The organism is Shewanella subflava (genome assembly GCF_025971955.1).
Taxonomy (GTDB): domain Bacteria; phylum Pseudomonadota; class Gammaproteobacteria; order Enterobacterales; family Shewanellaceae; genus Shewanella; species Shewanella subflava.
Window position 1 is genome coordinate 473,828 of sequence record NZ_JAPDMX010000033.1, and the last position, 22,635, is coordinate 496,462.

At 39.4% G+C, this 22,635-nt stretch carries 15 protein-coding genes; 9 read left to right on the forward strand and 6 right to left on the reverse strand.

What is annotated here, in order from left to right; genetic code table 11:
* Positions 1-316: 316 nt before the first annotated feature.
* The gene (locus OHT75_RS17795) at positions 317-1,822 is read left to right on the forward strand and encodes a peptide MFS transporter (protein ID WP_264729021.1); all 1,506 of its coding nucleotides are present in this window, start codon (positions 317-319) and stop codon (positions 1,820-1,822) included.
* Between the two features lie 255 nt (positions 1,823-2,077).
* Here the strand turns inward: OHT75_RS17795 and OHT75_RS17800 are convergent, their stop codons facing one another.
* From OHT75_RS17800 to OHT75_RS17820, 5 genes are all read right to left on the reverse strand, one after another.
* Positions 2,078-3,892 (reverse strand): M1 family metallopeptidase, encoded by a 1,815-nt coding sequence (locus OHT75_RS17800; RefSeq protein ID WP_264729023.1) that lies wholly within the window; start codon positions 3,890-3,892, stop codon positions 2,078-2,080.
* Between the two features lie 1,263 nt (positions 3,893-5,155).
* On the reverse strand, positions 5,156-6,127 hold the full coding sequence (locus tag OHT75_RS17805; RefSeq protein WP_264729025.1) for a PstS family phosphate ABC transporter substrate-binding protein: 972 nt from the start codon (positions 6,125-6,127) through the stop codon (positions 5,156-5,158).
* 179 nt (positions 6,128-6,306) lie between these two features.
* A complete protein-coding gene (phoR, locus tag OHT75_RS17810; protein WP_264729102.1) occupies positions 6,307-7,605 on the reverse strand; it encodes a phosphate regulon sensor histidine kinase PhoR in 1,299 nt (432 codons plus the stop codon).
* 148 nt (positions 7,606-7,753) lie between these two features.
* The gene (phoB, locus tag OHT75_RS17815) at positions 7,754-8,443 is read right to left on the reverse strand and encodes a phosphate regulon transcriptional regulator PhoB (RefSeq protein ID WP_264729026.1); all 690 of its coding nucleotides are present in this window, start codon (positions 8,441-8,443) and stop codon (positions 7,754-7,756) included.
* Between the two features lie 480 nt (positions 8,444-8,923).
* Positions 8,924-9,853 (reverse strand): porin, encoded by a 930-nt coding sequence (locus tag OHT75_RS17820; RefSeq protein ID WP_264729028.1) that lies wholly within the window; start codon positions 9,851-9,853, stop codon positions 8,924-8,926.
* Positions 9,854-10,158: 305 nt separating this feature from the next.
* Here OHT75_RS17820 and rdgC point away from each other — a divergent pair, with 305 nt between their 5' ends.
* Both rdgC and OHT75_RS17830 read left to right on the forward strand, forming a co-directional pair.
* Positions 10,159-11,070: a recombination-associated protein RdgC gene (gene rdgC, locus OHT75_RS17825; protein WP_264729030.1), complete on the forward strand. Its 912-nt coding sequence runs from the start codon at positions 10,159-10,161 to the stop codon at positions 11,068-11,070.
* Between the two features lie 38 nt (positions 11,071-11,108).
* On the forward strand, positions 11,109-11,666 hold the full coding sequence (locus OHT75_RS17830) for a glutathione S-transferase family protein (RefSeq protein WP_264729032.1): 558 nt from the start codon (positions 11,109-11,111) through the stop codon (positions 11,664-11,666).
* A 140-nt stretch (positions 11,667-11,806) separates the two neighbouring features.
* Here the strand turns inward: OHT75_RS17830 and OHT75_RS17835 are convergent, their stop codons facing one another.
* Positions 11,807-13,633, reverse strand: a complete 1,827-nt coding sequence (locus OHT75_RS17835; protein ID WP_264729033.1) for a M61 family metallopeptidase — start codon at positions 13,631-13,633, stop codon at positions 11,807-11,809.
* A gap of 193 nt (positions 13,634-13,826) precedes the next feature.
* Between OHT75_RS17835 and OHT75_RS17840 the strand changes: the two genes are divergently transcribed.
* From OHT75_RS17840 to OHT75_RS17865, 6 genes are all read left to right on the forward strand, one after another.
* Entirely contained in the window at positions 13,827-15,977 is a 2,151-nt protein-coding gene (locus OHT75_RS17840) for a tetratricopeptide repeat protein (protein ID WP_264729035.1), read from the forward strand.
* Positions 15,978-16,196: 219 nt separating this feature from the next.
* Positions 16,197-17,753, forward strand: a complete 1,557-nt coding sequence (locus tag OHT75_RS17845; protein ID WP_264729037.1) for a GGDEF domain-containing protein — start codon at positions 16,197-16,199, stop codon at positions 17,751-17,753.
* A gap of 50 nt (positions 17,754-17,803) precedes the next feature.
* The gene (gene ppnN / locus OHT75_RS17850) at positions 17,804-19,159 is read left to right on the forward strand and encodes a nucleotide 5'-monophosphate nucleosidase PpnN (RefSeq protein ID WP_264729040.1); all 1,356 of its coding nucleotides are present in this window, start codon (positions 17,804-17,806) and stop codon (positions 19,157-19,159) included.
* Positions 19,160-19,163: 4 nt separating this feature from the next.
* Entirely contained in the window at positions 19,164-19,940 is a 777-nt protein-coding gene (gene xni, locus OHT75_RS17855) for a flap endonuclease Xni (protein WP_264729042.1), read from the forward strand.
* Positions 19,941-19,994: 54 nt separating this feature from the next.
* Positions 19,995-20,408: a DUF3192 domain-containing protein gene (locus OHT75_RS17860; RefSeq protein WP_264729044.1), complete on the forward strand. Its 414-nt coding sequence runs from the start codon at positions 19,995-19,997 to the stop codon at positions 20,406-20,408.
* 550 nt (positions 20,409-20,958) lie between these two features.
* The gene (locus OHT75_RS17865) at positions 20,959-22,554 is read left to right on the forward strand and encodes a putative bifunctional diguanylate cyclase/phosphodiesterase (protein ID WP_264729045.1); all 1,596 of its coding nucleotides are present in this window, start codon (positions 20,959-20,961) and stop codon (positions 22,552-22,554) included.
* Positions 22,555-22,635 lie beyond the last annotated feature (81 nt).

The window sequence follows — 22,635 nt, forward strand, 5'->3', positions numbered from 1 at the left end:
GCTGAATGTAAAAAGCAGAGCGCTGTTTACATTTTTGTAGCAACCTATGTGTGCCCCATACCCGCACAAACATTGACTTTAGCAGTCTTAAAAGGGTATATAAGGTGGGTTTTTTGATGTTTTAAACAAATAACGCATCGAATAGACACTATTTATTATAAAAATGAACAATAAATAAGCCAAGATTGCCTGGTTAAGTAGCAATTCATTTTTTGAATGGCGCTTTATTTACGATACTCAGGTTAACTTTGCAAATAACTATTCTGTGATGCAACTTGCGTCACAGCCAATCACAAGCTTTAAGGTGGAAAACTTAATGAGTGAAGTAAAAGCACCAGGAACGATGCTTGGGCATCCAAAGGGATTGTTCCTACTGTTTACAACTGAATTATGGGAACGATTCAGTTACTACGCAATGCGCGCTATTTTAGTACTTTATTTGGTTGATAAAGTACAATCTGAAGGGGGCAGTGGTTTAGGTTGGACACAAGCCGATGCGCTTTCTTTATACGGTACGTTTACCGGTCTTGTTTATTTAACACCGCTTATCGGTGGTTGGCTGGCTGATACATACTTAGGACAGCGTAAAGCCATTTACATCGGTGGCGCATTAATGGCCATTGGACAATTTACCCTTGCGGCACCACATAGCTGGTTCCCAGGTTTAGAGACCACCTTATTCTATATTGGTTTAGGGACACTAATTTTTGGTAACGGTTTATTCAAACCCAACATTTCGACCATGGTTGGTGACTTATACGAAGAAGGCGATCACCGTCGTGATGGTGCATTCACAATTTTCTATATGGGTATCAACGTGGGTGCGGCTTTATCGGGCTTCATTGTTGCTTGGGCTTATACCTCTTTTGGTCACAGCACAGTCATTGAGGGTCAAGAAGTATTTGTAAACAACTGGCAGGCCGGTTTCTTCTGTGCTGGTGTTGGTATGGTTGCCTCGTTAATCATTCAGTTTATCTTTGCTCAAAGATTATTGGGTGATATTGGTACCGTTCCGGCGGCAAAGCTTGAAAAAGATAGAAATGCACTTAAGGGTCAAGTTCGAAGTGAGCCTCTAACTAAAATTGAACGTGATCGTATCAAAGTGATCATGGTAATGGGTTTATTTACCATCATTTTCTGGGCTGGTTTCGAGCAAGCCGGCGGTCTAATGAACCTATTCACAAATAACTTTACCGACCGCATGATTGGCGATTGGGAAGTTCCAACGACTTACTTCCAATCTTTGAACGCGATTTTTATTGTTGTTTTTGCTCCGGTAATTGCCTCAGTTTGGATTCGTTTAGGTAAAAATGAACCTAACTCACCGGTTAAATTCGCTTTAGGCCTTGTATTACTGGGTATTGGTTTCCTATTCATGATAGGTGCTGTATTAGAAATGGGCGGCGACGCTTCTGCTAAATCAAGCATGTGGTGGTTAGTTGGAGCCTATTTCTTCCATACTATGGGTGAGCTTTGTTTATCGCCAATTGGTTTATCTATGGTCACTAAGCTTGCTCCACTGCGTATCGCATCGTTAATGATGGGTGCATGGTTCCTGTTTATTGCGATTGCTAATAAAGTAGGTGGTTTAGTGGGTTCATTGATAGGTCATGGCGGCAGTGTTGAAGATCAACTTGCAAATGCAATGTCAATCTTCGCAGGTATTGCCATTACTGCAGCAATCTCTGGTGTTATCTTATACTTCATGGCTGACAAGCTTGTCGATTGGATGCACGGTGCTGAAGGACACAATGACACAGAAGAAGCGGCTTTGACGGAAGAAATTGGCGTAACTGGCGAACATGAAGCCATTAAGCGTTAAGAGTATGCTGTAAGTCTTTAGCCTTATGTTTTAGGCAAATAAAAAACCTCAGAGATTCTCTGAGGTTTTTTTATTGCTTGCTTTATAACTTACTCGTTTTGGCTATCATGAAGTTATAGTCATCACAGTAAATTAGTGTTCAGAAATAGCCTAGGAAAATGCAGCATATCAAGTCAGATTTTTTGATACGACATTACTCTACAATCAAAAAATCTAACGCTGTGATCAGTTAGTTATTACGATTGGTATTCACGATTAACCTATCGTATTTATAGTGAGTAACTTATCTAATTGCACCTGCAATGAAGGATGGTAGCTTGACCTAGCTTGCTGGTAAATCTGTTGTACCTCTTGATGATATCCAGCAACTTGTAACTCTATATACAAAGGTTTAACGAACTTAGCGCGTCCAACTGACATAAGAAAGCCTGATAACGCTTCTAGCACAGGATCAAAATGATTTCGAATGGCAACTCTAAACCAATCACATGCAATCTCTGAATTTTGGCTTAGGGTAAAATTAAAGGTGTCGTCTAAATCCAGTAACTGTTCTTGTGTAATAACTTGCGGCAATTGATTTAAAAAATACTGCCAATGATGTACTCGCCACCCTTTTACATTTAATGAACTTGCTGATTTATGAAGCTCAAAATCAGCTAATGCAAGGTGAACTTTATCTAAACTGTTAGATGTCGGAGGAACAAACCATTCCGGTAACCCTTGGCCGTATACCCACTCATTAAGCTCATTGAGCGACAATTTATCTGCAGACATTGGTAAAACATGTTGTTGCATATAACTCATGAATGTCTCTGTCGTAATCGCTTTAAAAGCAAAATAACTGACATATTCAAACAGGAAGGCATCAAATGCCACACGCCCAAAACGCAATTCTAGTTCATGAACAAACATAGAGGCTTTATCATAAGTAAAGCGATTAAAAGCTAAATTGGGATCTCGCCGTTGCACATTGGCCGGCAATGTTTGCTCAGCCAACTCAGATGAATTCATCTCAGACTCTAACCGAGTGAATTCATTAACCCACTCTAAATCAGCTTGCTCCTTACCATATACCGCTTCAACTATTCGATTAGTAAAATAAGTAGTAAATCCTTCATTGAGCCACAAATCACGCCAGGTCGCGTTACTGACTAAATTACCCGTCCAAGAATGAGCAAGTTCATGGGCAACCGTTGAAACTAAACTTTTATCCCCTGCGATCAATGTAGGTGTCATGAATGCCAACATAGGATTTTCCATGCCCCCAAATGGAAAGCTGGGCGGCAACACTATCATGTCGTAACGCCCCCATGCATAAGGGCCTAATAAAGACTCTGCCACCTTTATCATGGCTTCAGTATCTTCAAACTCTTTAACCGCGCTGGCTAACATTCCTGGCTCAGTATAAATACCACTTCTAGGCCCAGTTGCTTCAAACGCTAAATCACCAACCGCTAATGCGAGTAAATGCGTTGGTATAGGTTTATCCATCGCGAATGTAAACACTCCATTTTCAGGCATTTGCGGATTATTCAATGCACTCATCACTGCCCGCAAGCCGTTATTAATATGAATAACTGCATCAAATGTCACTCGGGCTTTTGGGGTATCTTGCAGTGGGATCCAACTGCGGGCATTAATGGGTTGAGATTGGCTAAACAAATACGGTTTTAATTTACCCAGTGTTTGCTCTGGCGCTAACCACTGCAAACCTTGTGCTTGGGGTGATGTCGCATAATAAACCACAACTTCTCGCATTGATTGATGGATGTTAATAACCAGCTTTTGCCCCAATATCTCATCGACCTCGCTCAGTTTAAACTCAAGCGCGCCCCCGTGTTTATCAGTTACCTTGAAAATGGTTAAATCACGGCAATCTAAGACAAGCTGCTGCACATTTGCATGATTCTTGTTTGAGTCAAATTGAAGTTGTACATGACCGATTAACTGCTTGACGGCAAAATCGACTCTGAGCTCGAGCGTTAAATGAGTCACTTTCAATGAATCAGCATTCGCACTGGAATGGTAATCATGCTGATGATCCCACTGATTATCTACTGTTTTGGTCACGTTAATATCCTTTCGCTAAGCTCAAATTTTATAAAAAGCACATCTGACTATTTGTGATTAAAGATAGCATTTTGAGGGTGATGTTTGTAAGGGAATAGCCGTTTCAATTTGCATAAAATAACTCGGGGGTGTTTATCTGTGTTGATTAATGATGCAGTAGGCTATTTTATGTCAGGCAATCACAAATGAATGCCGTTTAGCCCGCTAAATAAGTGAATTTGCAGGCATGACTGGAGAATAGCCACTGCCCTTCAGATTGAGGCTAAAATGCATTTATCGAACACAATACAATCAACAAACTACATATAAGCCAAGTTACTTAAAATAATTTTAAAACTGGTGAACTTTTACAAAGGCCATCAGTCCTAATATATGAACCGAATTTTTAAGCTAGTTTTTTGAAAGTTTATGTTCATCATCATCCTCCCTTCGATAGTGTTTATACCTATCAAATGAATTGCATATTGCAGTGATAGCAACCTTAACTCGGTTGCTTTTTTTTGCCTGTTATTTGGCTACTTTTAAGGCTAATGAAAAAATATCGATATTTTTGATTTTTTTTACTGCGCAACGGAACTTATGAGAATAAACCGACTCTGACTATATGAACCGAATTTTTAAAGCTACTTTGTTGAAATGTTTTGTTCATCATCATCTCCCCTTCGATAGTGTTTATGCCTATCAAATGAATTGCATATTGCAGTGATAGCAACCTTAACTCGGTTGCTTTTTTTTGCCTGTTATTTGACAGCCTTGAAGGCTCATGAATAAATATCAATTTTTTTAAATTTTTTTACTGCGCAACGGAACTAATTAGCATAAACCGACTCTGACTATATGAACCGAATTTTTAAAGCTACTTTGTTGAAATGTTTTGTTCATCATCATCTCCCTTTCGATAGTGTTTATGCCTATCAAATGAATTGCATATTGCAGTGATAGCAACCTTAACCAGGTTGCTTTTTTTTGCCCGTTATTTGGCCGTTTTTAAGGCTAATGAAAAAATATCGATATTTTTGATTTTTTTACTTCAGTGCGGAACTTATTAATACACACAGACTCTGACTATATGAACCGAATTTTTTAAGCTACTTTGTTGAAATGTTTTGTTCATCATCATTCCCCCAATTCGATAGTGTTTACCCTATCAACATATTGCATATTGCAGTAAGCGCAACCTCAAGTAGGTTGCTTTTTTTTACCCAAATTCGCCCATAAAAAAAGACCTCATTGAGAGGTCTTTTCTGTATCATTCAATTTAGCTTAAAGGCGAATGCCGGCTTTTTCTAAATCTTTTGCAATTACTGAGCTAGGTAATGGTACATAACCATCTTTTTCAACAATTTGCTGACCTTGCTTAGAAAGTATGTAACGAATGAACTCGCGATCCATTGGTGATAAATCTTTATTTGGATGCTTGTTGATATACACATACAGGTAACGAGAAAGTGGGTACGTTCCATTTGCTGCATTTGCAGCAGTGGCTTCAATAAACTTGTCACCTTTCTTCGACACGGCTACCGCTTTAACACCAGCAGTTTTATAACCGATACCAGAGTATCCAATAGCGTTTAAACCTTGTGAAACTGACTGAACGACTGACGCTGAACCTGGTTGTTCGTTTACGTTAGCACGGAAATCACCTTTACAAAGGGCTTTCTCTTTAAAGTATCCGTAAGTACCTGATACTGAGTTACGACCGTATAATTGAACGTCTTTTGCTGCCCAGTTACCGTCTAGGCCTAAATCGCCCCAACGCTCAACTTGTTTGCCACCACATTTATTAGTCGAAGAGAAAATACCATCGATTTGTTCAATGCTTAACCCTTTAATTGGGTTATCTTTATGTACAAATACTGCTAAAGCATCAATGGCTACGCGAATCGCAGTTGGCTGGTAACCGAAGTGTTTTTCAAATGATTCAACTTCGTTTGGCTTCATTTTACGACTCATTGGGCCAAACTGTGAAGTTCCTTCAGTTAATGCTGGAGGCGCTGTTGAAGAGCCTGCTGCTTGAATTTGGATATTTACGTTAGGATAGATATGCTTAAATTCTTCAGCCCATAACGTCATCATATTCGCTAACGTGTCAGAACCAACAGAAGACAAGTTACCAGAAACACCACTTGTTTTTTCATAGACAGGTAACGTTTGATCAATTGCAGCCATTGATGCTGCCGAGAACACACCAGCGGCTGTTAAGGTAATTGCGCCGACAAGTTTTTTCAGTTTCATTGTATTGCTCCAAATTAAGCGTACTAAGTTTTTAAAACGCAGTCAGTATCAACTTCAATGATGACAAGTCTATGACTCTAATGTGACAGTTCGGTGACAGTGGAAGTATTTTTGCTATGTTTCTGACATATTTTTGCCATAGAAACAAAAATGCCGTCAGCAGACGGCATTAGGAGCAATTAAATTTTTCGTTCAAGTAAATGGGTTGGAATAATAAAACTAAAGGTACTGCCTTTACCAAGCTCACTAACGACAGTTAAATCACTGTGATGATGGCTTAAGGCGTGCTTTACAATCGCTAAGCCTAAACCACTGCCTCCGGTTTTACTTGAACGCGCATTATCCACACGATAAAAACGTTCAGTTAAGCGATTAATGTGTTGGGGTGCTATTCCTACACCAGTATCTGTAACCGAAAACTTGGCGCCACTTGCTACACTTTGCCATTTAATGGTGACCTTTCCACCTGGAGAGGTATAGCGAATAGCATTGGAAATTAAATTCGAACACGCACTTCTGAGCTGCAATTCATCACCATGGATATTTAATTCTGACTCACAGAAAAACTCTAGAGTATATTGCTCTGCAGCTAGCGCATGTGCCTCCACTTTTAACTGGCTAAACATATTATGCATATCGATTGTCTTAGATAGATCGACATTCGCCCCTGCTTCAATGCGTGACAAAGCCAGTAATTGTTCCACCATCGACTGCATACGACTGGTTTGTTGCTGCATTAAGTTCAATGGTTTTTGATTGGGTGAGGCTTCATCTTCCATACTCTGCATGATCTCTAAGTAACCTTGCAATACCGTGAGCGGCGTTTTTAGCTCGTGGGAGACATTAGCAACAAAGTCTTTGCGCATGCTTTCTAGTTGATGAATTCGTGTAATATCGCGCGCAATTAATAATAATTGTCTATCGCCATAAGGCATTAAACGAATTTCTAACAAACGTCTTTCAGATACTGGGGAAGGAATTTCTAAGGGCTCAAAATATTTATTTTTACGTAAATAAGCAGAAAAATCTGGATGGCGAATTAAATTATCAATCCTTTGACCATTATCTTGCGGCCATACAAACCCTAGGATCAGCTGGGCAAGTTTATTACACCACAGGATATTATGTTCCGAATCTAACACCACTGCAGCATCAGGCAATGCTTCAGCACCTTGCCTAAACCGCCCAAGTAAAGCGGCTAACTGGCCTACGCGTCGGCGATTTTTACCTTGCAGCCGATAGATGCCATTAAAGATACTTTCCCAACTCCCTCTACCTTGTGGTGGTGTCAGTTTTTTATCTTTCCACAACCAATAGTTGAGTCGAGCAAGTTGACGGTAATGCCAAAACAGTAATCCAGCCAAACCGAGCGACACGGTTAATGCGATTTGGTCGACTATCCAGCCCACCAGCACCAATAACAATACCATCACCCCAAGGCGAAAAAGCAGGCGATAACCTGAATAAGAGTTCAATATATGTTACCTAAATGGCTGCATGACAATCATTAAGACAGTCTTTAGAATGCTTAATACTGCCACACAGTGTGACTTCACAGTTGAGTGGCTAGATTACCATTAATTAACACGGCAAACATCTCGATATTAATCATTGGCAATCAATTCACTACATGCGAGTTGAAAATCTGTAACCCGCGCCACGAACCGTTTGAATAAGCTTATCGTATCCACCTTGCTCCACCGCTTTGCGTAAGCGGCGAATGTGCACATCGACGGTACGGTCTTCAACATAAACGTTAGTGCCCCAAACATTATCTAATAACTGTTCACGGCTATAAACACGTTCAGGATGTGTCATAAAGAAGTGTAATAGTCTAAATTCTGTTGGTCCCATGTCCAAAACTGTCTCACCCACTGAAACACGATGGCTGACAGGATCTAGCTGCAACCCCTGCACATCAATAGTCTCTTCTAAGCGTGTCGGTGCACTGCGGCGCAATACCGCTTTGATACGTGCTACCAGCTCTTTAGGAGAAAAAGGTTTAGTCATGTAATCATCGGCACCGACCTCTAGCCCTTTGACTTTATCTTCTTCCTCGCCACGAGCGGTGAGCATGATAATCGGGATCTGTCGGGTAAACTCGTCTTGCTTTAGCCTTTTAGCTAATTGAATGCCGCTCCCACCTGGGAACATCCAATCTAACAAAATTAAGTCAGGATAAGGTTCCGCTAATAATTCGATTGCAGAATCAAAATCTTCAGCTGCAGCGGTTGTAAACCCGTGTTGATCCATCACAAATGTCAGCATCTCGCGGATGGCTGATTCATCTTCTACAATTAATATCCTTGCTGTCATATTCGCTTCTATCAGTAATTTGCCACGATGACTATTATTGGTCAGTTTTATTACAGAATTATGATCTTGAAGATATTTAACCACATTAATCGATAAACTACTTCAATTGATTGGCCAAATAACATGCATAAACTGCGTGATGTTTAAAAACACACAATAACCTATTAAATATTTTCACCCAAAAGTAAAGAATCCAGCTTCTGAAGAAGGTGGCTTTGATATCACGCCCTAAAAGGGCACTTTCCTACCATGCGTGACAAAACGCCGTAAATATATCCCTAAAGGCTTTACTAAATCATCCCTGATTTAGAAGTTTGTATCGCACCATTAGCAAAGCTCACGTATCAGTTGAGTTAATCCGCTATTGAACGTACTTCAGGCAGAGCATCATTGATGATAACCACCTACTGAAGTAGGAGGTGGTTTCAGGGCTGAAAACAAAAAAGGAGCCTATGCTCCTTTTTTATTCACCAGTGAAGTTTAAAACTTGTGTTCTAAACCTAAACCTACGTATGAATCATCCACATCACCTGAGTCATACCAAGTATTGGTTGTGTAGAAGGCAAACAGTTTTGTTGGCTTAGCTAACTTGTAATCAGCGCCGATGGACCATGAATCACCTTTGTTATCCATATCCTGATATTGGCCTTTTAATGTTATGTCGTTAATATCGTATGCTGCACTTAATAAATAACCGTTATCAGTAATACCAGAATCTACTTTTTCTTGCTGCTGGTACATACCACCTAAAACAATACCAACAACCTTACCTTGTACTGTTGCACGACCAGTGTCATAGCCTTTTACTTTTGAATCATAGGCAATGGCTGCATATATCGGAGACTGTTTTAAATCAGCATCACCATAGGTGGCTGCCATACTCACACCGTTGTCAGTATTTTGTTCAGAGTCACCATCGGCAACATAAGTTACCCCAACTTGAAAATCACCAAACATTGGTGTCATATAAGTTGCGGTTTGTGCCATACGGTTTTCACCTTTAAACACGTTTTTCACATCGCCCGCTAAATCATTGAACTGATCAACTTTACCTTGAGAAATTTTTAACATTGTGTCGTTACGTCCCACAGAGACTAGACCAAAGTTACCTTTCAAACCCACAAATTGATTACGCGCTTTAAAGTTGTCTTTTGCATCATCGCCAGTATCAACTTCATATTCGATGGTATAGAAAGCTTGAAGATCGTTACCTAGGTCAAAATCACCCTTTACGCCAAAACGAGATGCATTACTTTGAATTGTCGTTTCTGTCTCATCAGCGACATCATTATATTGTGCAGATACATTTAACTTACCATAAACCTGTAATGGATCTGCTGCGTAAGCAGTTGAAATCGTTGCAGCTGATACAGCACAAGCCAGTAAAGTTTTAGCAAATAAGTTCATCATTTCATCCTTTTGACGTTTTATGTCGTCATGTGTTTGTTGTTTGGAACGGGGCGCAGTTTGCCTTGGAAATGTTTCAGAAATATTGCAGTAAATAAGCAAAACCTTAATAAGACATGTATAAACCGTTATCAGAAAAAATTAACCATTGAAAAATAACAACAAATGCACCAAACAACCGAAATATGACATTTTTATTAAACCTTATTCTTGCAATGCAAGCACAACAAAAAACCGCTGTTTACCCAACCATAAAGATGCCGTAAACTGCTTGGCCAACTAATTTATTTATTAATGAGTGTCTTTTTATGTGGTTTAAAAATCTCACCTTGTATCGTTTCAATAAACCGTTTTCAACCGACACTGAAACGCTTGAACAAGCTTTAGCCGACTTCACCTTTTCTCCTTGTACCAGCCAAGACATTAGCAAATTTGGCTTCTCCAATGCTTTAGGTAAAAAAGGCCAATCTTTAGTACACAGTGCTGAAAACCGTCACTTAATTTGTGTCACTAAAGAAGAGAAAATCTTACCTGGTCAGGTTATAAAAGAAGCATTAGATGAAAAAGTGGCTGAAATCGAAGCGCAAGAAAACCGTAAAGTCACCAAGAAAGAAAAAGATGCCATAAAAGATGACATCACCACGACATTACTTCCACGGGCTTTTTCTCGTCGCAGTCAAACACGTGCATTAATTTTGCCTGAGCTAGAGATGATCTTAGTCGACAGCTCAAGTGCAACAAAAGCCGAAGAGTTGTTAGCATTATTACGAAAAGCTCTGGGCAGTTTACCTGTGATCCCATTAAGTTATGCTAAGCCAATCGAACACACGTTAACTGAGTGGCTTCAAGCTGGTGCAGCGGCATTACCGTTTGAAATGCAAGATGAAGCAGAGCTAAAGTCTGATTCTGACGAAGGTGGCATCGTTCGCTTTAAACAACAGGTTTTGCAAGAAGACGAAGTACTTGCGCATTTAGCAACCGGCAAACAAGTGCATAAACTGGCACTGCACTTTGCTCAGTCAATCGCATTTGTTATGCAATCTGATGCCAGCGTAAAACGAATTAAATTCTCCGAAGAATTCAGAGCCGGTAACGATGATGTTGGCAATGATGATCCTATGGCGCGTTTAGATGCGGATTTCGCCTTAATGGGCAGTGAACTTATCGCGTTCATTCAAGCATTGCATGGCGCTTTTGGACCTATGGAACAAAGTATTTAGGCTTGAGAAAACAATCATATAAATAGCAGGAGGTCAGAATGAAACTTTATGGTAGCTATACTTCACCTTTTGTTCGCCATTGCCGAATGGCTTTGATGAGCACGGGCCAAGCGTTTGAGTTTATCGAAACCGATCAAGCTAGCAGTGCGATACATTCACCAACAAAGCGAGTGCCATTTTTACAGGACAATGACATTTTCTTGACCGACTCAAGCGCGATTTTATTCTATATTCGTCAACAAGCGGGCCAGGATTATTTAGCATCACCGGCAGAACTGGATACCTTTTGTATGGTTAATACTGCACTTGATAGTACGGTAAATCTGTTCTTTTTAGAAAAAGATGGCGTTGATATTCATGCCGTGCCATATACCCAGAGACAAGCTGCTCGAATAGCGTCAAGTATTGCACAATTTGAACAGCTGACGTTAAGTGATGCGGCGCCCTATAGCGATGCCGAATTACGATTAGCCTGCTATCTAGATTGGGGATTGTTTCGTCAACGCATTAATATAGATAATTGCCCTAACTTGCAGCGCTTTTTAGCAGGAATAGCCACTTATCCGCCTTTTGCCGAGACTAAACCTCCGCAATAATTGGCCGTCAACAACATTGACGGTGTTAATTAACGCTACCAAACAAAATGCCCATTAAATTAATGGGCATTTATATTTTCAATCTCAATAAAGTTAACCTGTCACTTTATTAACAATCTGTCAGTCCATTTTGAGTTGGATTACTTTGCAAGTTTGATGAATTTCCCATCATTGTCAAACGGCCAGTCAATGCCTATCCACGCTTTTAAAAAGGCTTTATGTTCAGGGGTTACTGACTCAACAGGGGAAATTTTTTGCTTGCCTTTGGGTTGATCGGCTAAGGTAATAATGCGTTTGGCCAGCTGATCATTATTGAACAAGGTCAATTCAACTTTATCTCCCGCTTTAAAATCAGCTAAACGTTTATCCCAGCCCGAAGCGGTCACTTTTAGTCCGTTAACCGCAATAATCTCATCACCCGCATTCACTCCCGCTTGCCAAGCAGGGCCTTCCCGTTGGACATTGGCAATGGTTAAATCATTATGTGAACCTGTCAATGTTAAACCGGCATCAACTATATTTTGCTGGTCTTTGTCATAGCCGATTTGCAACCCCGCCAACAAAAGCATGGCATCAAAATCTAATGTGACAGGAGAACTCACATGTTGTTGCCACCATGCTTGATAATCTTTACCCGTTAATCCTTTCAAAATATTCTTCACATCGTCAACGTTATATCCCATAGGCACTTTAAAATCTTGATAAAGCTTTTTATGCACATCACGATAGGAATGATTTAGTTGAGTTTGTGAAAGCAAATCAAAGTCTAACGCTAAAGAGGTCATGTAGCCTTCAGAATAGATATTCACGCTATGGTTAACCGCATAATCGCCCCAAGTACTGCTCCACTGGCCTAAACTGGCTTCGGCAATGGATTGAATTTCACGCCCGGGATTATGCTGATTGCTGGTGATACGCTTACTTAAATCATCAAAAAACTCTTCGGCACTAATAATGCCTGCACGCAGTAGAAGCTGATGCTGAAAATAGCTAGTTGAACCTTCTGCTATCCACAATAACTCTGTCATGTTTTCACTTTGGTAATCATAAGGCACTAAGCCTTGCGGACGATAGGCTTTAACATTCCAGGTGTGGATAAACTCATGTGATGCGGTGCTGATAAAACGTAAATAATCTTCACGCTCACGAAAGTTAAAACGTGGTAGCTGGATAACCGTGGAATTTAAGTGTTCGGTTGCGCCGCGAGCACCACTGGTCGCGTGCACCATATAAACATAACGTTCAAAAGGATACCCCTCCCAAATAGCGGATGCTTGGTGACTGATTTTTTCTAAATCGGCGACAATTTCAGTGGTGTCGTAATTGCCTTCCCCCCAAAAAACCACTTCATAGTCGCGACCATCGGCTTTAAAAGCAAAATGCTGGTTAATTCCGGTTTCAATCGGGGAGTCAACTAACACATCATAATTATCGGCAATAAATGAATGTGCCTGCGGGCCTGGTTTCATCCCCGAATAACTTTTCCATGCTTTAGGGACGGATAAATTAACCTTAACCTCATCATGTCTAAATGACGGGCTATACATAAATATGCCACTGGCATCAAGGTAGGCATGGGTTCGGTCGATGTGACGTAAACGGTCACCTAATTGGTTAGCGTAAACCTGATAGTTTATGGTAACGCTGGACGGCTTAAGTAAGCTGACTTGCCATTCTCCACTTGCTGTTCTTTGCCAGTCTAATTGATTGCCCTGGCTGTCTGTCGCTGTAAATAATCTTACCCCATCGGCAATGGGTAACACTTCATAACGTCCGGTTCGCCACACAGGCATGTTAATCGTTAACGTTTTAGCGTCTGTCTTTGGAAACGTGACTGCCACTTTTGCGATATGGTGCTCAGGCTGAGTGAGATCTATTTGGTAATGAACATCGGCTAAGGCTTTTGGTGTCCAAGCGGCAACAAAAACGGCACTACTGAGCATGATTGCTAAAGAGATAGGTTTCACTATGGCTTCCTTCTGATATGATTCTATTTATTATTTTTATAAAAATGAATTTATTGAGATTATTTTGCTTTCTGAAAAAAATTATAACAATCTATTGCCCCAGTCTCAGCAATAAACAACATTAGTTTACAATTTACTACTCATTTCAAATTCCGCCCGTTGTCGGCGTATCAAGGAAGAAGGTCTACAATCTATGCGACATTTTATCGTTTCATGTTTGCTGTTTTTACTCTTAACTCCTATTGGTGCAAACGCGGATGAACTGGAAGAACAAGAGATCCGTTTCAGAGAAAGCCCACAAACGGTATTTCAACAGCTCAATGAAAACATTCAATTCCCTCTGTCATTTTCAAATAGCGTCGAATTTGATCAAATTGCCAATAAACTCAATATGGCACCTGAGCTTTTAGTTCAAAAAATGATTCTTCTTGCAAGGCTCAATCTAGAATCTAACGTGAATTCAGCAACGAAATATGATGACGCACAAACCCTTATCAACCAGATTGAAATGGTGCTAAACAGGCCCCTTGACCAAGCGGTGTTAATCATGCTGAAAGCGCGCCTAAAAGCCAGAAAGTCGCAGGATTATATGTTTGCCATTGACCAGTACAATGAAGCACTGAATAAGGTGAGCTCCGATTTGTCTGAAGAAGCCATTCTGTTTAAATTTACCTTGCATGAGCATTTAAGCGGGCTCTATCAAATGGTATTGCAACCGGCTGCACAACTCAGCCATTTAAACCGTTATCGGGAAATAGCCTATCAAATGCGAAATGATTATTTCATTGCATTATCGGAATTAGAATTAGGCCGCTATTACAATCGCAGAAATGAACATGCTAAATCATTGCAATATTACAGTGAGGCTTTCCGTGTAGGGAACCGTATCAACTATCCAGGTATCAAAGCCCATGCACAAATGAACTTAGCCCGCACTTATCGTGATTTAGAACAGTGGGATGAAGCTTTGAAACATGCTCACGATGCGGCAACTAGTTTTCAAGCTCTTGGGCAGGATTCATTTACATCGGAAGCCTTAACCGTGATTGCAATGGTATATGCAGAGCAAAAGCAATGGAACCAAGCCATCGTACAATACCTCAATGCACTGCAAGTTAACGAGCGCTTAGGCAATGAAATTGGTCAGGGATTAAACCATCACAACCTCGCCGAGGCATATTTCAATCTTGATAATGGTCCTGCTGCGTTAACATCCATAGCCAAAGCCAACGCAATTTTTACTGCGAAAAAGGTCAAACATTATTTGGTATTTAACGAAGCGTTATATGCACAAATTTTAATGAAACAATCGATGTGGATTGAAGCAATAGAACATGCCAATAAAGCGCTAACACTGGCTAAAGAGAAAAACTTAAAAGAGCAAGAATTAGAAGCGCTTAAATATTTATCGACCGCTTATCGACAGCTGGGAGACTTAGCTTCAGCCATCAATATTGTTGACTCAATTATCGCCTTAACCAACGTAAAAGAAGAACAACAAAGCACACCGTCAGCAACGTCTGAATTGACCGAACAAAAGTTAAAATTTGATTTGAATTTATTACAAAACAAAATAAAGGAGCAGGCAACTGAAATTAATCACAAACATTTCTTGATTATCAGTCTCGCCAGTTTGTTAATTTTTATCGCCATCATATTATTGGTAGCCTTGAGTCGCTCAAACAAAATAATTAGCGCACAGCGTGAATATAAAAAACAATATTTATTAGAGCCCATTACCCAGTTAAACGGTTTACGAGCTTGTTTACAAAGATTAACCCCTGACAAAATAGCTGACATTTCAACTTTCGCACTCGTTAAAATTGAAGCACTCACCCACAGCGATACCCAAATGGGGCTGACCGAAGCGGCCAAAGTTATCCATCACTTTATTAATGATCTCAGTCAGATACTTACAGCTGACATTTATGTGATTAAACCAGGACAATTTGCATGTTGTTTTCATCACACTATCGGCGCAGATGAACTGCAGACGGCAATAGATAACTACCTTGCAAAAGCAGTGTTAGATAATCCAGCAATTCCTTGCTTTAATCGAAACATGGCACAATCAAATATTTATATCGGACATTTATCGCTACCGCTATTAGCAAATCCTGATGTCAATATTTCTGCTGAACTGCATTTTGAAACGGCGCAATATGCTTTAGCAACCGCGATGACTCAATCACAAAGCAGTTATGTGTCCCTTAAAACGCTTAATTTTGCTCCTGCGACGATTTTCAGTGCACCTTTATACTTAAATCTCACCCAAGCATTAAAAAGAGGCATAATGAAAGCAGAAAGCAATCAAGCTATTACTGAAAAGTCATGGCCGAAATAATAATTGTTCAATTAACCAGCAAAAACCCATAATCAGCATTGATTATGTGGATTTTTAGATATCGGTCGCGCATGCTTTGTTATAACATTGCTATTATTCATGTATTAAGCTTTGTTAATAGAAAATAGCTGTCGCTATTTAGTTTTCGGTGAAGTTGACGATATATGACCATCACGCATTTTTTGGGTTTAATGTTTATCATAAGCAACAAGGCATTTTATGAAAGATTCTGAAATAGCGATATCGCAAATAACGCTAATGAAACAAAAACTTCATGCTGCTCGTTCGGCTTTAGATGACATCAATAAAGACAGAAATGATAAACTAAAAACCTTGATCCAATTTATTGGCCATTTAAGTTTGGCCTGTAAAGGTCAAAATTTAGAACTCGACAATAAGTTAGCTAAACTACGACATCATCTGCATGATTTTGATCAAATCGATGAAGCTTTGCCTGAACTTGTTGATATTGAAAGAATTTTAAAAGGCCAATATAACCATACGATGACTCAACTTGAAGAGAGCCGAATGGGCCTTTCAAGAGTGATCAGACAAATTCAGCGGGTTAATTCTGCACCCGACAAAGTTAAAAAAGAAATCAATTACTTCAAGCAAGATCTTGCAAAACCATTCCATACTGTGTGGGAATATATCCCCAAAGTGGAAAAGTTAATTGGTTTTTATGAGGAAATTTTACAACAGCAATTTACCTCAAACGATGACTACGACATCCTGCCACAACATATTCAACTGGCACGTGAATTAGCCGTAAAAATATCTGAAATTGAATTTCGCAAAGATCAGCGCGATCAAATTTTAGTCATGAAAGAAGTGTTGTTAGGTGAGATTTCCTTAAATACTTTGCTTGAATCCTATCAAACAATTTTAAGTTTATTGCTGGATAACATTGCCAGAGAGAAATCCGCTTCACAAGATTTCCTGTATGCCCTCAATGATGCCTTAACCGTTGTACGTGATGTGGTGAATAGCTCACATAACAATAATGAGCGTAGCCAGCAACTTAAACTACAATTAAACAAAGAAATCAATTTAAGGGTAGATAACGCTGGTGGTATTATCACCGATGTTGAAGATATATTAGATTTAAAGACTCAACTGACGGTTCAACTTTCATCGCTTCGAGATGCATTATCACGCAAAGAAGCATTAGAAAGTCGCGAACAAACCATTTTACGTAAATCGATTGAGTCTATGCGTAAAGAGCTAAATAGCATTACCCAAGAAGCCAATAGCTATAAAGAGAAACTGTTCGAGCACCAAAAATTAAACCTACTTGATCCACTCACTCAACTGGCTAATCGCACCGCATTAGAAGATAGGATGGATCAAGAATATCGTAATCATATCCGTTTCAAAACACCGTTATGGGTTGCTGTTACGGATATTGACCATTTTAAATCGGTTAATGATAACTTTGGCCACAGTACCGGCGATAAAACATTGCAAGTTATTGCTATGGCACTGAAAAATTCGCTACGTGACAGTGAGTTTGTGGCGCGTTACGGTGGTGAAGAATTCGTGTTGTTATTACCTGATATCACTCAAGAACATATTTCCACTTTGCTAAATCGAGTCAGAGAAAAAGTAAAAAATATTCCATTTAAATTTAAAAATCAGAGAATTACAGTTACATTATCTATAGGGGCAGCACAAGTGATGGACAATGAAACCATCGAAGAAGCATTTGAACGCGCTGACGCTGCACTCTACAAAGCAAAAAATAATGGCAGAGACCGAGTCGTTATAGACATGTAAGCAGCACAAGCGCTTAAGTGTCTTAACGCTTAAGTCTAAAGGAGTTGCTTATGATTATACGGATTAGTCCCAGAGGCAGTTTAGATCAACTATCACAACTTGAAGTTGATCGCCTCAAACAAGGTGCAAAAAGTGAGCTTTATCAGCTATATCGCAGTTGTTCTTTAGCGGTATTGTCATCAGGCCTTATTAGCGATAATGCCGAAGCCTTATTCGAAAAATTTGCAAGCTTCGATATCAATGTATTGCAGCGAGAACGCGGCATAAAACTTGAGCTGATCAATCCCCCAGAAAAAGCCTTCGTAGACGGTAAAATTATTGTCGGCATTCAAGAGCATTTGTTTGCCGTATTGCGTGACATCATTTATATCACCAATAAATACGACAATCTCAAACACATCAATCTGACCAATGCTAGCCACATTACCAACGTCGTATTCGATATTTTAAGAAATGCTCGGGCGATATCCCCAATGAAAGATCCAAATGTCATTGTCTGTTGGGGTGGCCACAGCATTAATGCGATCGAGTATCAATATACCCGTGAAGTAGGTTATCAATTAGGTTTGCGCGAGTTAGATATCTGCACGGGTTGTGGTCCTGGCGCTATGGAAGGCCCAATGAAAGGGGCTGCTATTGGTCATGCCAAACAGAGAGTTAAAAATGCCCGTTACATTGGCCTAACAGAGCCCAGCATCATTGCCGCCGAGCCCCCAAACCAAATCGTGAATGAGTTGGTAATTTTACCGGATATTGAAAAGCGTTTAGAAGCCTTTGTCCGCTTAGGACACGGTATTGTTATTTTTCCTGGTGGTGCTGGTACTGCAGAAGAATTGTTGTATTTTTTAGGTATTTTATTAAATAAAGAAAATGCTAACACCCCTTTCCCTTTGGTATTAACTGGCCCAAAAGAAAGTGCTCAATACTTTGAAGAAATCGACAAATTTATTGGTGCAACCTTAGGTGAAGAAGCACAAAGTAAGTATCAAATTATCATTGATAACCCCGTAAAAGTGGGGCAAATAATGAAACAAGGAATGGAAGAGGTTAAAGCCTATCGCAAAGAAACAGGCGATGCATACCAATACCAATGGTCATTGAAAATCGAACCTGAATTCCAATTACCTTTTGACCCTAGCCATGAAGTTATGGCAAATTTAAACTTATATTTTCAAAATAATAAAGCCGAGCTAGCCGCCAACTTGCGTAAGGCATTTTCAGGTATTGTGGCAGGTAATGTAAAAGGTGAAACCATTAAGCGCATCAAAGAGCATGGGAAGTTCCATATTAAAGGCGATCCCAAGTTAATGAGTATGATGGATAACTTACTTAGCGCATTTGTAACACAACAACGAATGAAACTGCCAGGTAGCGCCTACGAACCTTGCTACAAAATAATAAAATAACTTAATGAATAAATTACTGATTATTGATGGACTCAATCTGGTTCGCCGCATTCATGCGGTGTTACCAGATGAAAATGATATTGACAGCGTAAAAGTGAGATCGTTAGCGGCTTGCCATAAAATGCTACAGCATCATAAACCAACCCATGTGATAGTGGTATGGGACGGTGAGCAAGAGTCATGGCGTAAAAAGCTCTACCCCGACTACAAAAAAGGGCGTAAGCCTATGCCTGCTCCGTTACAAAAAGGGATTAAAGATATTAAAGTGGCCTTAGCTGCAGAACATATTCACTCACTTGATGCACTTGCTGAAGCGGATGACGTAATTGCCACTTTGGCACTTAAAATCACCCAAAATCAGGGTCAGGCTATTATCGCATCAACAGATAAAGGTTTTAGCCAATTGCCACAAAATGGGTTAATAATTTGGGATCACTTTAATCAACAAGTATTTGATTTAGTTGAGCATGAACGTAAACTGGGTGTAGTACATAGCCAATTTTTAGATTTTATTGCACTTGCAGGTGACAGTGGTAACAAAATCCCAGGTATAGCGGGCATTGGCCCTAAGTCTGCTGCAGATTTGCTGAATAAATTTCGTACATTAGCAAACTTATATCGCTCTCTGGAAAATCTTGGCCCGAAACAAGCTCAGAAGCTTGCTGAGGGTAAAGAGTTAGCACGTATTAGCTATAAACTGGCTCAATTACAATGTGATATGCCACTTAATATCAATTTGAAACAATTTCGCTATCAAGCGGATTTAGTCCCAAATACATAGTTTGTGCACTTACTAAATGAATGTTATTCGAAAACCGCTATTGTGGAGCTATAAATGAAGGCCAGTGCTACTTTTATTATCGGTGGGATATTTATCGCTTATCTCATTTTTGTTGCAGTGGTGATGTTTGTTTACGAGCCGCTACCTGAAGACCGCGCCTGGGAAGATAGACAAGCTTACAATAGTCAAAAAATAACTGAAATTACCTTTGGGCAATCGTTAGAAGCAATCAAAAAAACATTTGGCCGAGCCGACTTTGTTGAAGCCAAAACAGGGGTTGATGGCCAATACCAATTGCTGTTTTATCGCACCCATCACGTTACATCCGACGGCATTACCACTCGAGACGAATGTACCCCTTTACTGTTTAAAAATAATGTCCTTATTGCGTGGGGCATAGAAACCTACCAACAGTATCTAGACAGTAAAATATTACTTGATCCACTAAAGCCTGCTCCAACACATTAATTCACATTTTATATAGCGACGAAAATTATCTTGAGTCGCTATCCCCCAAGGTTTTTACCTGAGTCACAAATCAATTTCCTCAAAAAATTCCCGCAAAGCTAGAGATTTAGCACTATCCTAATAAGACAATGTCACAAGATGTAACCTAAATTTGAATGTTCAAAATACTTATAGCGTGCAGTGATGAACAATCAGCAAAGCTGCAAAGCTGCAATAAAGTTACAGATTAAATTCAATGAATCACTGATTTTACAACGGCAGTCAACATCACTTGACTTAACGAGTACTTTTAGAGATTAATTAATAGCCATAACCATCAATAAATGAACAAAAATAGCGTAGAAAAAACGGATAATAACAAGCAAGTTTTTACGGTAAATTATTGACTAAAATAAATAATCAAACGCAATCAGTGAGTACCTTAACAAGCTAGCATGAACCGTGATTACGATTGTTATTAGCCGCTACATGCTTAAAAAGATAGCAAAAAAGCATTATAAAGGATGAAAAAACATCGACCACAAACAATAGGAATAACGTACATTAACACATGAAACCAGCTAAAAATATTGCGACTAAGTTAGCCAGAGCTCATATTGAAGCGATTGTTTTAATATGTTTAGCTATTTTTTTATCATTTGCTTCAATACATTTCGATGCTTTTGAAGAGATAATGGCTTTCATTGCAAAATATGAAGAATATGAGATAGATGAAATCCTCACTTTGGTTATTTTCATGAGCATCGGTTTTGCTATATTTGCATTTCGCAGATTCAATGATCTAAAAGACGAAGTTGAAGTGAGTGAAAAAATGCAGCAACAATTGCTGCATGCATCAATGCACGATGCATTAACCACGCTTCCTAATCGACGCCATTTTGATCAGGATTTAACCACGAAATTTGGCCACTATAAAACGCAACCGCATTTACTTGCCATCGTAATAATTGATTTAAATCGCTTTAAATTTATTAATGACTGCTATGGTCATCAGTATGGAGATGAAGTACTAAAAACAGTGGCCAAAAGATTATTAGAAACCCTTTCTAATGCACACTTAGCCTATCGTCTTGGTGGCGATGAATTTGCAATCATTATTGATGATCATGCTAACAATGAGCGACATTTATATCGAATATGTCATCAAATTAGTTTTGAAATCGAAAAACCTATGCTCATTCAAGGCATAGAAATTGTCTGTGGCTCCAGCATTGGTGTATCCATCGCTAATGAGCATTGTGCCAATATAGATGATTTAATGCAGCAAGCGGATAATGCCATGTACTATACAAAATCTAACCAACTATCACATGTAAGCTTTTATGATAGCCAAATGGATGAGCAAAGGGTCTTTAACCGGCAAATCGAAGTATCACTTAAACAAGCCATTACAGAGCAACAATTATCTCTTCGTTATCAACCACAATTTAATCGGTCAAATCAAATAGTCAGTTTGGAAGCCACTGTATTTTGGAACCACCCTGCTTTAGGCGTGCTGCCAGCAAACAAATTTCTTAGTGTTGCTGAAAGTAATGGTCAAATTAATTTAATCGATTACTGGTGTCTTGAACAAGCTTGTAAGGATGCACAATATTGGCCAGATAACACGACTTTATCATTAAATATTTCACCGCATACCTTTCAACGCCTCAATTTCATTGGTGAGTTGGACAGCATCATTGCCCTGACATCTTTTGATAATTCAAGATTAACCATACAAATTTCAGAACAATTATTAATTCAAAAGGTGAAATCAAAAGAAAATAGTTTATCGTTGCTAAAACAGCGCGGTATTCACACTGTACTTAATGATTTTGGCACTGGATATTCAAGTTTACTCTACCTACAAAAATTTGATATTGAGACGATAAAAATCAATCGGGAAGTCATTAATAATATTACCGATAAACAGCAACAAGCAAAAATGGTAAAAGCGATTATTGATTTAGCCAACAGTTTGAAAATCAGCATTATAATTAGTGGCATAGGAAACCAAGAGCAGTTTCAAGATTGGTTAAATATTGGCTGTGAGTTCTTTCAAGGGGACTTTTTATCTAACAGCCTAAGCCAAGCTGAAATACTCGCTATAGATGATATGAATAACCTCAGCGCCATCAACTGTGACATAAAAAATGCAGGCCATTAAGCCTTAATGCCGATCAGATAAGCACTTTTTAGATCGGTTGACCGATCTACTGGTTGATGTATAAAGGCCTGCAACAGAGAT